General features: G+C 54.9%; 15 protein-coding genes. 8 read left to right on the top strand and 7 right to left on the bottom strand.

Annotation, left to right across the window (positions count from 1 at the left end):
* Positions 1-223 precede the first annotated feature (223 nt).
* The 3 genes from hybB to OEL57_RS08220 are packed head-to-tail and all read right to left on the bottom strand — an operon-like array spanning position 224 to position 3,541.
* Positions 224-1,492, bottom strand: coding sequence for a Ni/Fe-hydrogenase cytochrome b subunit (gene hybB, locus OEL57_RS08230; RefSeq protein ID WP_300739507.1), 1,269 nt, complete (start codon positions 1,490-1,492; stop codon positions 224-226).
* Positions 1,489-2,427 carry a hydrogenase 2 operon protein HybA gene (hybA, locus tag OEL57_RS08225; RefSeq protein WP_300739505.1) on the bottom strand — a complete coding sequence of 313 codons (939 nt, stop codon included), beginning with the start codon at positions 2,425-2,427 and terminating at the stop codon, positions 1,489-1,491. The genes hybB and hybA overlap by 4 nt, the downstream gene beginning before the upstream one ends.
* On the bottom strand, positions 2,411-3,541 hold the full coding sequence (locus OEL57_RS08220) for a hydrogenase small subunit (RefSeq protein ID WP_300739503.1): 1,131 nt from the start codon (positions 3,539-3,541) through the stop codon (positions 2,411-2,413). Before OEL57_RS08220 ends, hybA begins: the two co-directional genes overlap by 17 nt.
* A gap of 221 nt (positions 3,542-3,762) precedes the next feature.
* Between OEL57_RS08220 and OEL57_RS08215 the strand changes: the two genes are divergently transcribed.
* The 8 genes from OEL57_RS08215 to OEL57_RS08180 all read left to right on the top strand — a co-directional run bounded on the left by OEL57_RS08215 (position 3,763) and on the right by OEL57_RS08180 (position 10,629).
* Positions 3,763-5,109 (top strand): sigma-54-dependent transcriptional regulator, encoded by a 1,347-nt coding sequence (locus tag OEL57_RS08215; protein WP_300739501.1) that lies wholly within the window; start codon positions 3,763-3,765, stop codon positions 5,107-5,109.
* A 27-nt stretch (positions 5,110-5,136) separates the two neighbouring features.
* Positions 5,137-5,529 (top strand): GxxExxY protein, encoded by a 393-nt coding sequence (locus OEL57_RS08210; RefSeq protein ID WP_300739499.1) that lies wholly within the window; start codon positions 5,137-5,139, stop codon positions 5,527-5,529.
* Positions 5,530-5,581: 52 nt separating this feature from the next.
* On the top strand, positions 5,582-7,429 hold the full coding sequence (locus OEL57_RS08205) for a cache domain-containing protein (protein ID WP_300739497.1): 1,848 nt from the start codon (positions 5,582-5,584) through the stop codon (positions 7,427-7,429).
* 103 nt (positions 7,430-7,532) lie between these two features.
* Complete coding sequence (locus OEL57_RS08200; protein WP_300739495.1) at positions 7,533-8,003, top strand: hypothetical protein; 471 nt, start codon at positions 7,533-7,535, stop codon at positions 8,001-8,003.
* Positions 8,004-8,007: 4 nt separating this feature from the next.
* Positions 8,008-8,313, top strand: a complete 306-nt coding sequence (locus OEL57_RS08195) for a YceK/YidQ family lipoprotein (RefSeq protein WP_300739493.1) — start codon at positions 8,008-8,010, stop codon at positions 8,311-8,313.
* On the top strand, positions 8,310-9,752 hold the full coding sequence (locus tag OEL57_RS08190) for a hypothetical protein (RefSeq protein WP_300739491.1): 1,443 nt from the start codon (positions 8,310-8,312) through the stop codon (positions 9,750-9,752). Before OEL57_RS08195 ends, OEL57_RS08190 begins: the two co-directional genes overlap by 4 nt.
* Before the next feature lie 111 nt (positions 9,753-9,863).
* Positions 9,864-10,049 carry a hypothetical protein gene (locus tag OEL57_RS08185; RefSeq protein WP_300739489.1) on the top strand — a complete coding sequence of 62 codons (186 nt, stop codon included), beginning with the start codon at positions 9,864-9,866 and terminating at the stop codon, positions 10,047-10,049.
* A 46-nt stretch (positions 10,050-10,095) separates the two neighbouring features.
* Positions 10,096-10,629 (top strand): MerR family transcriptional regulator, encoded by a 534-nt coding sequence (locus OEL57_RS08180; protein ID WP_300739487.1) that lies wholly within the window; start codon positions 10,096-10,098, stop codon positions 10,627-10,629.
* Position 10,630: 1 nt separating this feature from the next.
* Here OEL57_RS08180 and OEL57_RS08175 read toward each other — a convergent pair whose 3' ends face one another.
* The 4 genes from OEL57_RS08175 to OEL57_RS08160 all read right to left on the bottom strand — a co-directional run.
* Positions 10,631-11,317 carry a hypothetical protein gene (locus tag OEL57_RS08175; RefSeq protein ID WP_300739486.1) on the bottom strand — a complete coding sequence of 229 codons (687 nt, stop codon included), beginning with the start codon at positions 11,315-11,317 and terminating at the stop codon, positions 10,631-10,633.
* A 166-nt stretch (positions 11,318-11,483) separates the two neighbouring features.
* Positions 11,484-12,251, bottom strand: coding sequence for an alpha/beta fold hydrolase (locus OEL57_RS08170; protein WP_300739484.1), 768 nt, complete (start codon positions 12,249-12,251; stop codon positions 11,484-11,486).
* A gap of 80 nt (positions 12,252-12,331) precedes the next feature.
* On the bottom strand, positions 12,332-12,796 hold the full coding sequence (locus OEL57_RS08165; RefSeq protein WP_300739482.1) for a pyridoxamine 5'-phosphate oxidase family protein: 465 nt from the start codon (positions 12,794-12,796) through the stop codon (positions 12,332-12,334).
* Positions 12,797-12,978: 182 nt separating this feature from the next.
* On the bottom strand, positions 12,979-13,207 hold a 229-nt coding region (locus OEL57_RS08160; RefSeq protein WP_300739480.1), incomplete at its 5' end, for a type II toxin-antitoxin system RelE/ParE family toxin.

The following is a 13,207-nucleotide window of genomic DNA, read 5'->3' as shown; positions in this document are numbered from 1 at the left end:
AGTGTCCTTCAATGCGGGTAATCGGGTCAATTGTAATTCGTGCCATCTGATTAATCTCCTTATCTTGTTAGCCGCAAAAGAACGCAAGGAACTCAAAGAAAATCATTATTGGGAAAACCATCAAAATCAGATCAAAATAAAATGAGTTACTGATTCAACCCCTGTCTTTAATCTTTGTGTTCTTTGCGATCCTTCGCGGCTAATATTTTTTTGTTTTTCGCGGTTATTGCGCCTTTTCCACCACTTCATGGCCATGCAACCGTGGTAATACCGGAAACAGCTTGACCAGCACCTGATACCCCAGGATCTCAAACGCCACGATCCCGACCGTAATCATCAGCTCTGCCAGAGACGGAAAATACCGCCAGCCCTGTCCCGGATTAAAGCCGATCAGATAGACGTTGAAGCGGTACAGGGCGCCGCCCAGTACGATCAGCACCGCGGTAATGAACAACCAGCGGGGTGACTGACGCCGTTTTTTAGAAAACAGCAGCAGTGAGCCGGTGGCCACCAGCCCGAACTCCAGCAGGAAGAAGGCGGAATAGAAATCAAACCGCAGGGCATTGGCCACCTGACCGCGCCAGACCAGATCCCCCACCACCACGCAGAGCCAGATGCTGGTCAGGTAGGGGGTAATCGAGGCCAGGCCAGAGAGCTGCTCGATCTCAAAGGGACGCTTGAAGCCGAATGAGGAGATGATCGACTCCAGGATGGCAATGGAGTACCCGATGAACATGCAGTTGATCAGGAACAGCAACGGCAGGAAACCGGTGTGCCACAACGGATGCAGCTTGGTGGAGGCGATCAGCAGCAGTGATCCCAGCGAGGACTGGTGCATGGTGGGCAGGGTGATTCCCAACACGATCACAAAGATCAGCACCTTGTCCAGTTTGGGTTGCAGCCAGAGTGCACGCTGGCCCAACCGTTCCAGCTTCTCCAGCACCACCGGTGTGTCCAGACCAAAGCGGCCATGATGCTTTTCCAGAAAGTCCCGGGCCCGGCTCCAGTTGGTCTCCTGCAGCCGGGTCAGCACTGCCGGTAGAAACTCGATCGCCAGCACCGTGGTATAGGCCATCACGCAGAGTGCCACTTCAAACATGGCGGAGTTGGCCTGCCATTGGGACGGCACAAAGAAGTTGTAGGCGTTCCAGGGGCGGCCCACATCCACCATGACCGAAAACCCGGCCAAGCCGTACCCGAACAGCGAGGTCAACACGGCCGAACGGATCAAGGGGTGGTAGTGCATCTTGTTACGGATATAGATCAGGATCGCCACAGCATAGCCACCGCAGGCGATGGCAGTGCCGGTGGCCACGTCATAGGTGATCCAGAGCCCCCAGGGGTAGCCATCGCTCATATTGGAGACCGCACCGATACCCCAGATAAAACGGACACCGATCAGGGTAAAGCCGATCACCGCCAGGGTCAGCAGTACCCAGAAGGAAGGGGTCAGGATCTTCGCCTTGTGAATCTGATACTCATCGTGGCTCATTGATCCCCCCCATCATCGGTTTTCTTCTGTTCTTCAGTGTGGCCATTACCCTTTTTCATGTTTCTGACCGCAATGAAGCAGAGCGTGCTGTAGAGGGCGATCGGAGCGATAAAGCCCTTGTAAATGGTGTGCTGGATCTTTTCAGAGAACTCGGCCGGGGCTTCGCGATTCAGTTCCGGCAGACCCAGCTTCTTGATCGGCATGGCTGCCAGATAGAGGTGGTTAGTGCCACCCAATTCATATTCACCGTAGATATGGTTGACGTACTGCTTGGGATGCTCTGCCAGCCGTTTTTTTGCCTCAGCCAGCAGATCCTTGCGCTTGCTGAACATGATGGCGCCGGTGGGGCAAACCTCGGCGCAAGCGCTGGTCCCTTTCTGCTTCAGATTGGTGTTCTTGCAGAGGTCACACTTCACTATCTGGGGGATGGCCTTTTCCCACTGGAACTTGGGGATGTTGAAGGCGCAGGCCACCTGGCAGTAGCGACAACCGATGCAGGCATCTTTTTTGTAATCCACAATGCCGGTGATCTTGTCCTTGACCATGGCAGCCACCGGGCAGACCGAGACGCAGGATGGCTTCTGGCAGTGCATACAGGAGTACTTTACATAGGACCACTCCTTGGGTGTGTCTTTGACCAGCTTGATCAGGGTACGGGTGGAGCCGGTCAGATCCTGGGGGGCATCCCAGAGCTTGTCAGGATCAAACGTGGCCTGCTCATAGGAGAGAGATCCATAATCTCCATTCACCCGCTTGCAGGCTGACATGCAGGCCTTGCAGCCAACACATTTGGTGGCATCGTACAGCATGCCCAACTCTTCATCATTGGGACCGGCGGGGGCACTGCTGGCCACTGCCATGGCAGGCGCAGCCATCAGCGAGGCGCCGGTTAAGCCTGCCAGCTTCAGAAACTCGCGCCTACTCTTTTGGCTCATGGTCGCCTCCCTGCCCATGGTCAGCAGGTTGTTCAGCATCCGGCAGCTTGCGGGCCATCATGGCCCCGGCCCCCAGCGCCGCACCGGCTGCCAAACCAAGAATACCGGTGGTAACCGGGCTGGCCCCTTTGCCCTTCTCCTTCAGATCCACCGGCGCATAGCTGTCAAACGGCGTCGGCTCATGAATCTGGACCTTGTCGGCAATGGCGGTGCGGAACAGGATGTCCGGCTCGGTGCAGCCGATACAGGGATGACCCACTGAAACCGGCCAGACCCCGACATCGTTAAAGCGCTGCACAGAGCAGTTGGCATAGGTGGCCGGCCCCTTGCAGCCCAGCTTGTAGAGACAGTAGCCCTGGGCATGGGTTTCATGACCATAGGCCTTGGCAAAGCGACCGGCATCAAAATGTGGTCTGCGCTCACAATGCTCATGAATCCGGCGGCCATAGGCAAACTTGGGACGGCCCATCTGATCCAGCTCTGGCAGTTTTTTAAAGGTCAGGTAGTACAGTACGGTGGAAAGCAGGTTATAGGGGGAAGGTGGACAGCCGGGGATATTGATGATCGGCTTGTCTTTGATGATATCCCGTACCCCTACAGCACCGGTGGGGTTGGGCGGAGCAGCCTGAATACCGCCGTAGCTGGCACAGGTGCCGATTGAAATAATGGCAGCAGCGCCCTCGGCGGCCTTGCGCAGGGACTCCAGAGCGGTCTTGCCACCAACCTTGCAGTAGATGCCGTTCTCCTTGGTGGGTATCGCCCCTTCCACGATCAGGATATATTTGCCATGGTTAGCCTTCATGGAATCGTGCAGCGACTTCTCAGCCTGGTGGCCGGAACCGGCCATCAGGGTCTCGTGGTAATCCAGTGAGATCATCTCCAGCAACAGGGTGGCTGGAGCCGGGTGGTTGGCCCGCAGCAGTGACTCAGAACAGCCGGTACACTCCTGAAAATGCAGCCAGATCACCGGCGGTCGGTCCGGGGCCTGAGCCGCCGCCGCCACCTTGGCTGCCATACTGAAAGGCAGTCCCATGACTGCCGTTGTTGCCACACAGGTCTTGATAAAATCCCGGCGACTGACTCCGTTGCCGAAAAAATGCCCTAGCTGACTCATTCGTACCTCCGCAGAAATGTGCAGGATTTCCTGTATACAAATCGTATCGAGCTGCGAAGAAAGCAGAAGTTGTGCCAAGTATTAAAACCTTGTAAATCAGGCTGGTTACTGTCGTGGCGTTGGTCGTTTACGGCACAGCAGGACATTTTTTCTGTATACATTTGTCCGCAATTGTATCATTTTGTCTAACACCCTCGGTTTTGTACCCAAAGGAACCAGCCATGCCCCGTATCCTGATCTGCGATGATGAAGAAGGTATCCTGCGCTATCTCTCCAAGCTGCTTAAAACTCAAGGCTATGCCGTGGAAACCTTTGACAACGGTACTGCGCTACTGGCACGCCTGTCTGCTGCCTCAGCGGAGCCGGTTGACCTGTTGTTGCAGGATGTGCGTCTGCCGGATATCAACGGTATTGAGATCCTGAAGCAGGCGCAGCAGTTGAAACCAGCTATGCCGGTGGTGGTGATGACTGCCCACGGTACGGTGGATGATGCGGTACATGCCATCCGGCTGGGGGCCTATGATTATGTGATGAAGCCGTTTCCCAAGGAGAAGATCCTGGGGGTGCTGGCCAAGGCGCTGGAGCATCATCGTCTGGCTGATGAAAACCAGCGCTTGCGGCAAGAGTTGCAGCGGGGGGAAGACACCTCCATCGTCTTTAGTTCGCCCCGTTTTCGGGAGGTGTATGACCTGACCCTGCAGGTGGCCTCAAGCGACGCCAACATCCTGATTCTGGGTGAATCCGGCACCGGCAAGGAGTTAATTGCCCGCACCGTACATACCAACTCAGGACGTCGCGAACGGCCTTTTGTCTCGCTTAACTGTGCCGCCCTGTCGGACTCACTACTGGAAAGCCAGCTCTTCGGCCATCTACGCGGTGCCTTTACCGGCGCGATCATGAATCAGAAGGGACTGCTGGAGGAGGCGGATGGCGGCACCCTGTTTCTGGATGAGATCGGTGATGTCTCTCCCACGGTGCAGGCCAAGCTGTTGCGGGTGATTCAGGAAAAGGAGTTCATGCCGATCGGCTCAACCAAGCCAAGCACCGTTGACGTCCGTTTTGTGGCTGCAACTAACCGCGACCTGCAACTGGAGATTGCTGAAGGCCGTTTCCGGGAAGATCTCTACTATCGCCTGAACGTCATCTCGCTCACCCTGCCGCCGCTGCGGGAACGGCCTGAAGATATTGAACCGCTGGCCCGCCACTTTGTGCGCCGCTTTGCTGCGCGGATGAAAAAGGAGCTGCATGGCATTGACCCGGATGCCTTGCTCTGCATGACCCGCTACCACTGGCCTGGTAATGTACGCGAACTTGAAAATGTGATCGAGCGGGCCGTGATCCTGGCCCAGGGTAATCTGCTTACCTCAGACTTGCTACCGGTCTGCAGCAGGAGCACCCCACTTCGGGTTGATGAAGCCACACCGCTGGTTTCGCTGGAGGCACTGGAGCGTCAACATATTCTGGGGGTCTACAAACAGACCGGCTTTCACAAGAGCAAAACAGCCGAAATTCTGGGGGTATCCCGCAAGACCCTTGATCGCAAGCTGGCGGAATACCAGGCTCAATAGCCGCAAAAGAACGCAAGGGACGCAAAGATGAAAAGCATTAACCAACTATGCGACATTGTCAGAGAGACAGCCTATGCAATTCACCTGTATCTTGGTCACGGACATTTGGAAAAAGTCTATGAGAATGCCTTGGTGCATCGTTTAGGCCTGGCAGGCTTTGAGGTTAAGCAGCAGCATCCTTTGAAGGTCTACGACGAAGATGGAACCACTATTGGTGAATATTTTTCTGATCTACTGATCGAAGACCGCTTGATTGTAGAGCTCAAGGCTTGCAAGACACTTAATGATGAACATACTGCTCAGCTTTTGGGGTATCTAAAAGCTTCCCGTATTGAACATGGCCTGTTGATCAACTTTGGTAGCTTTAAATTTCAAGTTCGTAAATTTGCCTTATCTTCTGTATCAACTGGCGCTTTATGACATCCTTTAAGACTTTCTTTGAGCTCTCTGCGTTCTTTCGCGGCTATAACCGATGAACACCACCCCTACCTCCATCCGCCGACGACTACTGCTGACCACCTTGCTGCCACTGGTGGCGGCCCTGCTGGTCTGCTGGCTGGCTGGCAATTACCTGATCAACGCCCGTGTGGCCGGACAGGCTCAGGAGGAGGCCCGCAGTGACCTTGGCACCGCTCGGGAACTGTATCAGGGTGAGCTGAACCGGCTGGCAGAAGGTCTGCAGCTGATCAGCCGCAGCCCGGAGCTATCCCGTAGTCTGCAAGGGCCAGCGCCATCTGAACTGACCCGGCTGCTGGCCCTGCTGTCCGGCAGCCGCAGCTTCAGCTTTCTGACCGTGGTGGATCGCTATGGTCAGGTCCGTTACCGGGCAGCCAATCCAGAACGTTCCGGTGATACCCTGCGCCATCTCAAGCCGGTGGCCGAGGCCCTTGCCGGACGCCCCAGCCAGGGCAGTATGCTGTTTTCCAGCCTGCAGGCCGGTCAGGAAAACCCGCTGCTGCCAGACCAGATGCTGGTCCCGCTGCTCCCCTCACAACATGCGCTTCCCACCAGCAAAACCGCTGAACAGCGAGGACTGTTTCTGGTTGCCGCCACGCCGATTTTAGGTGCTGATGGAGAGATCCACGGTGCCTTGCTGGCCGGTCAACTGCTCAACAACAATGAACAGCTGGCAGACCGGATAACCCGCGTTATTGCACCACAGCAACAGGATGGTTCCTTGCGGGAAACCGCCACCATCTTTCTGGATGATGTCAGGATCGCCACCACGGTTACCAATGAAAATGGTCAGCGGGCCACCGGCACCCGACTTTCAGCCGAGGTGGTAAAACAGGTGCTGCAGCAGGGTGAACGCTGGATTGCACCAGCTTTTGTACTGCATGAACGCTACTTTGCCGCCTATGAACCGCTGCGTGACCCGGATGGCACGGTGGTGGGCGCTTTGTATGTGGGCCTGCCTGAGCGGCCTTACATTCATTTGCGCAACAACCTCAACCTGACCTTTGCAGCGTTGCTGCTGGTCCTGACCCTTCTGGCAGTAGGGCTGACCACCAGTCTGGGCAAACGGCTTGGGCAACGGGAAGAGGAGATCAATACCCTTAACCAGACCCTTGAACAAAAAGTGCAGCAGCGGACCATTGAGCTGGAGGAGAAGAGCAGACAACTGCTGGAAACAGAGAAAGAGCTGGCACGTAATGAGCGCTTGGCTGAACTGGGGATGCTCTCTGCCGGGGTAGCCCATGAAATCAACAACCCGCTGGCCATTATCCGGGGCAATGCCGAGCTGTTGCAGATGTCTATCCCCGCTGCTGCAGAGGACCAGGAAGAGGTGAGCGAGATCCTGACCCAGGCGGGCCGGATCAACCGGATCACCTCAAGCCTGCTTTCCCTTGCCCGTCAGGGAAAACAACAGGTCAGCCGCTTTGACCTGGCAGGACTTTTGGATGAGATCCTGGACCAGATCGGTCATCAGGTGCCGCTGGCCGGTTACACGGTTGAGCGCAGCTACCAGCAGGACACCCTTCACCTGGAGGCTGATCGCGAACAGTTGCGTCAGGTCTTTACCAACCTGATCCTGAACGGCCTGCAGGCCATGGAAGGGGAAGGGCGGCTTTCCATCAGCACAACGGCTGATCACGAAGGGACCTGCTCAATCACGGTAGCCGATACCGGGCCCGGTATTGATCCAGAGCAGCAGGAACGGTTGTTTTCACCATTCTTCACCACCAAGCAAAATGGCACCGGTCTGGGTTTGGCGGTTTCCTGGGGCATTATCCGTAACCACGGCGGCACCATTGAACTGTTCAGCGCCCCAGGCTGCGGCGCACGCTTTACCGTCACCCTGCCATCCTCATCCAGATAACAAGAAGCCATTGACGGCCGAGCCTCTTGCATGGCACACACAACAAGAGTAAAACGGTGCTGAACATCCGCTTATTTTGTCCTACACATCCCGGGAGGTCTCTATGAGGTTAAAAGTAGTGTTGTTTTTAGTCCTTACTGCTGTGGCAACGGCCGCGCATGCCGGTCCTTTTACCGATGAAATGTCCAAATGCCTAGTCAGGTCCACCAGCGAGGCTGACAAGACTCTGCTGATCAAATGGATCTTTGCTGCCATGGCGACCCACCCTGACGTCAAATCCTTAAGCGGCGTAACACCGGAAATGGGAGAGCAGCTTAACAAGGAAACCGGCAAACTGGTGATGCGGCTGCTTACCCAAAGTTGCAAGACTGAAACCAGGCAGGCGGTGGAGTTTGAAGGAGAAGACACCTTCAAAGCAAGCTTTGGTGTACTGGGACAGGTGGCCATGCAGGGACTTATGGCCAATGGTGAGGTTTCAAACTACTTCTCCGGTTTTGAAAAACATCTTGATGCAAAGGAGCTGCAACGTGCCTTTGCCAAAAAGCCGGGGCAACCTGCCACACCGGTAAAGTAGGGCCATGCACCACATCCGGCTCTACGCGGCAGCGGTTGTACTGTGTCTGATCAGTGGCTGCTCAACCTTTTCAGAGACCTTTGCTGATCGGCCCCACGCATCTTCTCTGGTGTATATCGGCACCCAGGTTGATCTGGCTGTTGTTGGTACCCTGGGCGACGAAACAGCCGGTATATTCCGGTTGTTCGCGCCGTTCGCCCTGCTTGACCTGCCACTCAGCCTGGCTGCAGACACCCTGCTGCTCCCCTATACCATAACCAAAGAAGTACAAGGTCCCAAACGCATCCCCCCTGCGAAAGGCACTCCATGATCCTGCTCCGCTTTTTCTCTCTGTTTTTCATCAGTCTCTGTCTGGTTCAGGTCGCTTCAGCCGGACCTTGCGCCAGCTACCTTGATCAGAAGAGTGGTTACCGGTTGTTGTTTCAACCGGATGGAACCGTTCAGGAATACAACAAGGACGGGGTCGTGCAGGCGGTACACCAGTACTACCGGGCCGGGCAATCAGTCTGGCTGCGTAATTTTGAAAGCGGCTACAGCCAGCACTACCAGTTCGTCGACAACGGTAAGCAGCTGAAAAAGTCTGACAGCAGCTGGGGCGACACCATCTATATTCAGCAACAGCGCAACAGCTGTCCTTCCCTTCAAAAACTGGCCTATCTGACAAAACCGGAATGCAGCTACGGCAAAGAAAAGGAATGTTGTGCAGCAGGTGACAGCAACGCCTGTGTCGGAGAGGCGCACAACAGTGACAACATACCGGTATTACAACGGCAGTGCCGCACGCAGCCCCAGGCCTGCCTGGCGTTGCTGGAGCTGTACGACAAGGCAGCCAATAAACGGGATACTCCGTTTAGCGGTATGTATGCCGAGAAAATGCCGTTACCTGCAGCTCAGCTTGACGAAATTGCCGACTCCTGCAGCCGCTTCAAGACCCCTGATCTATGCCGCAAGGCAGCCCAGCAGCTCTGGCGAGCGCAACGGTTCAGCCAGACCGCCCGGCTCTTTGAAGCTATGTGCAAAGCAAATCTTGACGAGCACGCCTGTGCCCGCCACAAACAGCTGATCAACCTGCAATTTCCAAAGACACTTGCTCCTGCCACAACCCCGCCCTGTGGTGAATACCGCAGTACGGTCTCAGCCCTGAGCGGAACGATGGTTTTCAAAGATCGGGGTATGGTAACCGTCTCACTGGGCAGCCAGCTGCGGGCCCGGCTGGAAGATGGGCTGATCAAGCTGCGCCATGACAAGGGGGGCGATTTTATCTTTGCCCGCTTGAGCGACACGATTTTGCTGGGGATGGACGACTGGAACAACTTTGAAGTCTACCGCAGGGAGACCCCTCCTCAACAGCTCTGCCAGGCTCCCGTCATCTACAAGGAAGAGCCGCTTTCATCCAACTGTGGCCTGGACAAAGACCCTGCAGTCTGCTGTCAGGCCGGGGATACCCAGGGCTGCAACCGCCTGGGCTCCATGGCCGCACTTGTCAACAACTGGAAAGAAGCGGCGCTGCAGTATGCCAAGGTCTGTGAAAAAGGGGTCCGGGTCGGCTGTGAAAACTGGATCTACACCGTTGGCAAAACCGGTGATGAAAGTGTGGAAGAAGGCCTTAAGAAGCTTTGTGCCAAGGATGATCATCACGTTGCCTGCGATCTGCTGGAGACCGACAGAGTAACCCAGGCCATGTTGGGTTATGAGCTTGAGAAGATGCTGAAGGAAACCAAGACGGAACAACCGGCTAAAAACCCCTGAATCAGAATCTTCAAAGGTTGCAACAAACCGCTTGACCTGTCTACTGCTTTACAGTTTAGCCTGATCCTTGTCATGGCCACGACACAGACACATCATCACAAGGAGCAGATTATGCAAACAAAGGTAACCGTTGAAGAATGGGTTGGACGATTCAGAGAGATCGGACTGGACGAAGCAACGATGCAACAGTGGCACCGACTGTTTGAACAGCAGAACCCGGCTGGACACCAGAGCTTTCTGGAGTGGCTGGGATTACCAGCAGAGCGGATTGCAGAAATTCGTACTGCAAGCAGATAGACACCACACGGCCCCGGTTTTCGGGGCCGTGTCTTTTGGAGCCTGTATGTACCGCATTTCCCAATTGGCCCGTCTGTTTGGCCTCTCCCGCAGCACCCTGCTTTACTATGACCGGATTGGGCTGTTGCAGCCTTCGGGACGCAGTGAAGCTGGGTATCGCTGCTATTCCACTGCAGATAAAGAGCGGCTTGCCACTATCTGTTCCTACCGTCAGGCCGGGCTGGGTATTGAAGCGATCCGTCGCCTTCTGGTAACCGCAGAAGCTGGCAGTGAACTGGTCATCCGGCAACGGTTGGAAGCGATCGGCTGTGAAATCAGAAACCTGCAGGCCCAGCAACAGTTACTGGCCGGAATGCTGAATTTGCAGGCAGGGGGAGCATTACCGGTTTCAATCGACAAACAGACCTGGATTGAGATGCTGCGTGCTGCAGGCATGGACGAAGCAGCCATGCAACAGTGGCACGCTGAATTTGAGCGCCGCGCCCCCCAGGCCCACCACGCCTTTCTGCTCTCACTGGGGATTGATGAACAAGAGGCCCTGCTGATCCGGGATTTGTCAGCAGGGCAGTGGGGTAATTAGCTTAGACTGCGTGGTTGACCGTAAGCTCCTTCAAAAAGGAAAGCAGAAATTCCTTATTTTTCTGATAGTGCGCATCATGCTGCCCTTTGAAGCGATCCATCATGCTCAAAATATCCCGCACCTGCCGGGTATACGAAAAATTAGGCTCAGCATAGATATTGCGATATCCGGCCTCACCCGGCTCATAGAATCCGCTCAGATCCGGTTTTATATTGGCACTGGCGCTGGCTGCCATAAACGGGGCCATTGCAAGCCACTTCTCAGATTCCGGTATTCCGGCAGTGGCCTCTTCCCAGGCTTGCTTGACTGCAGCCGGCGCATTGGGGGGCGGATACTGCCACATCTTGCCGGCCCCGATGCTCAACAATCCGTCATTATCCAGATCCTGCGCTTCACCCGGCGCGGTCAGCAGGTTGTAGGCCCCTTCAAAATCAAGCATGTTGATGGAGATCGGGTCTGCAAGGCAGTGGACCTTCCGCAGAATCTCCCTGTCATTGCTGGACAGACTGTTGAGAAATGCCTTGGGATTGTTGCCGGCATTACCGGTGGCAGCCCTGGCAAGTATTGCGGCAAACTCCTCACGCTCTGTTTCAGAGACACCCCTGCGATTCATCAGGTCGGCAGACCGGCTGGAGAACAGAATGGTGCTGGATGAAGGTTGACTGACGCTGATAGCAGTGGCGAACATGGCTCCTCCTGAATAATACAATCGGTACTTGGTAGTACGTATCGGACAGGAAAGAAGGTTATTCAAGTAAAGTTGATGAAATTTGCTATTAACAGGATGGCTCCAGCCCCAGCAACCTGACCATGCCGCCGTACTTTTGCAGGCGTTTGATTGCTTGGCAATCCAGTTATCTCTGTACTCGCGTTCCGGTTAAAAGCTCAACTCCATTTATGTTGCGAATCTGAACAGCTCCGCTTTGGGACCAATCGTTGTGCCCTCCGGGAATGGCATGAAACACTGCGTTGGTTAACGAGTCGGCAAGCGTCTTTGCATGGTGAACAGGTATAACCTGATCGTTAACAGCGCCATAGATTTCCACCTTGCCGCCATATCCTTTCAACGCTTCGCTATTATCCCAGCGATCAAGCAGCATAAGCCGCGCAGGAATCAGGGGGAATTGTTCCTGTGCGACACTAGCCAGGTCATTAAAAGGCACTACTAATACGATTTTATCCGGCGGGATCTTCTGCTGTGCAAGGCTTGCTGCCGGTCCACTGCCAATTGATTCACCGAGCAGACAGACAGGAATACCGGGATAGGTTTTTCTCAACCAGTGATACGCCTCTGCTGCTGCCGCATCAAAGGAGCTCTTGTTAGGAGAACCAGTGCGGTTGCCGTATCCGGGATATTCCATAATAAAGACCGCATCAGCGTCAGAAAAACAGGGTAGGACATAGGTACGATCAGCTGCCTGACCAGCATTGCCATGGGTAACCAGCCAGACATTTTGGGGGCTGCCCACCTTGCGGGCATAACCGATTGAGCGGCCATCAATGCCCCATACAGCAAGGCCGTTGGTCTCGGTATGATGGGTAGGCAGATACAACAGCTTGCGCTGAAACAAAAAAAGCAGTGCCATAGCCCCAAGGACGGTGATCAGTACAAGCTTAAGCATGCGTTTTAATGTCCTCATGTAAGAATCCCTGTGGGCCTAATAACAACTTCAGTGGATGTAATGGCCAAGAGTCCCACCCGCTAGCGCCTTGCCTTGCCACTAATAGCGTCAATGCTCAGCTTAAAGACTCTGGTCGCTTGCCACTGCACGCCAATATAGTGCAGCCCTTCCGACATGAAGCTGCTGGAATATTTTTCCACCAGACCTGCCAGGCCGCGCTGTTTGTCCTCAGCCAGCACCTCGGTTACGACGCCGGATACAATCACACTTTCATAGCGGGTAGAGAACTTCTCCGGCAGGACCTCTGTTGACCCCACCACGCAGAATGAGGCGCGGTTGTTGGCAGCCAGTAGCGCCAGCTTGCGCCCTTCAAGGGCGCAGTGAAAGTAGATGGCATTGTCCAGCAGGCAGTAGCTGAGCGGAACACCATAGGGCTCATTATCAGCTCCGCAGAGGGAAAGCACGCCGTACTCACCCCGCTCCAACAGCGCTCTGGCTTCGGATTCAGGCATGCCGCGATCTTTGCGGCGTAGTTCATAGTGCATGTGGCAACTCCTCTTGAAACGTCCCAAGCCTGACCGGCCTGCTTTATTGGGCCGGTCAGGGCGCTGGTGTACGCCCGTCATGGGCGTGAACTTATGGGGTGCAAGTCCCCTGTGCGAGAATCCAGTCACTGTCGTGATTCGTTACCGCTTCCAGCTTGCTGAAAGAGCAGTGGGGTCATTTATTAATCGTCTAATTCATTCAGTCGTAATAGCCGATGCCCTTCAAAAACGGAAAGTATGTCGATTCGATCACCATTCAATCGGTAGACAATGCGATATCCTCGGTAAATAAGCTCTCGAATATCAGGATTACCTATTTCCGGCACAGTCCTTCCACTTCTCGGATTGTCAGCCAAAATTGCTTCAGTCTGGTCAATTAGGGCATCAACAAACCGAACAGCGCGCTCTACA

It is taken from the genome of Trichlorobacter sp., from assembly GCF_030247655.1.
GTDB lineage: Bacteria > Desulfobacterota > Desulfuromonadia > Geobacterales > Pseudopelobacteraceae > Trichlorobacter.
This window is presented reverse-complemented; position numbering and strand designations above follow the sequence as displayed.

Coding starts and splice junctions, on each gene's coding strand:
- hybB (WP_300739507.1), bottom strand. CDS start 1,492: ATGAGCCACGATGAGTATCAGATTCACAAGGCGAAGATCCTGACCCCT.
- hybA (WP_300739505.1), bottom strand. CDS start 2,427: ATGAGCCAAAAGAGTAGGCGCGAGTTTCTGAAGCTGGCAGGCTTAACC.
- OEL57_RS08220 (WP_300739503.1), bottom strand. CDS start 3,541: ATGAGTCAGCTAGGGCATTTTTTCGGCAACGGAGTCAGTCGCCGGGAT.
- OEL57_RS08215 (WP_300739501.1), top strand. CDS start 3,763: ATGCCCCGTATCCTGATCTGCGATGATGAAGAAGGTATCCTGCGCTAT.
- OEL57_RS08210 (WP_300739499.1), top strand. CDS start 5,137: ATGAAAAGCATTAACCAACTATGCGACATTGTCAGAGAGACAGCCTAT.
- OEL57_RS08205 (WP_300739497.1), top strand. CDS start 5,582: ATGAACACCACCCCTACCTCCATCCGCCGACGACTACTGCTGACCACC.
- OEL57_RS08200 (WP_300739495.1), top strand. CDS start 7,533: ATGAGGTTAAAAGTAGTGTTGTTTTTAGTCCTTACTGCTGTGGCAACG.
- OEL57_RS08195 (WP_300739493.1), top strand. CDS start 8,008: ATGCACCACATCCGGCTCTACGCGGCAGCGGTTGTACTGTGTCTGATC.
- OEL57_RS08190 (WP_300739491.1), top strand. CDS start 8,310: ATGATCCTGCTCCGCTTTTTCTCTCTGTTTTTCATCAGTCTCTGTCTG.
- OEL57_RS08185 (WP_300739489.1), top strand. CDS start 9,864: ATGCAAACAAAGGTAACCGTTGAAGAATGGGTTGGACGATTCAGAGAG.
- OEL57_RS08180 (WP_300739487.1), top strand. CDS start 10,096: ATGTACCGCATTTCCCAATTGGCCCGTCTGTTTGGCCTCTCCCGCAGC.
- OEL57_RS08175 (WP_300739486.1), bottom strand. CDS start 11,317: ATGTTCGCCACTGCTATCAGCGTCAGTCAACCTTCATCCAGCACCATT.
- OEL57_RS08170 (WP_300739484.1), bottom strand. CDS start 12,251: ATGCTTAAGCTTGTACTGATCACCGTCCTTGGGGCTATGGCACTGCTT.
- OEL57_RS08165 (WP_300739482.1), bottom strand. CDS start 12,796: ATGCACTATGAACTACGCCGCAAAGATCGCGGCATGCCTGAATCCGAA.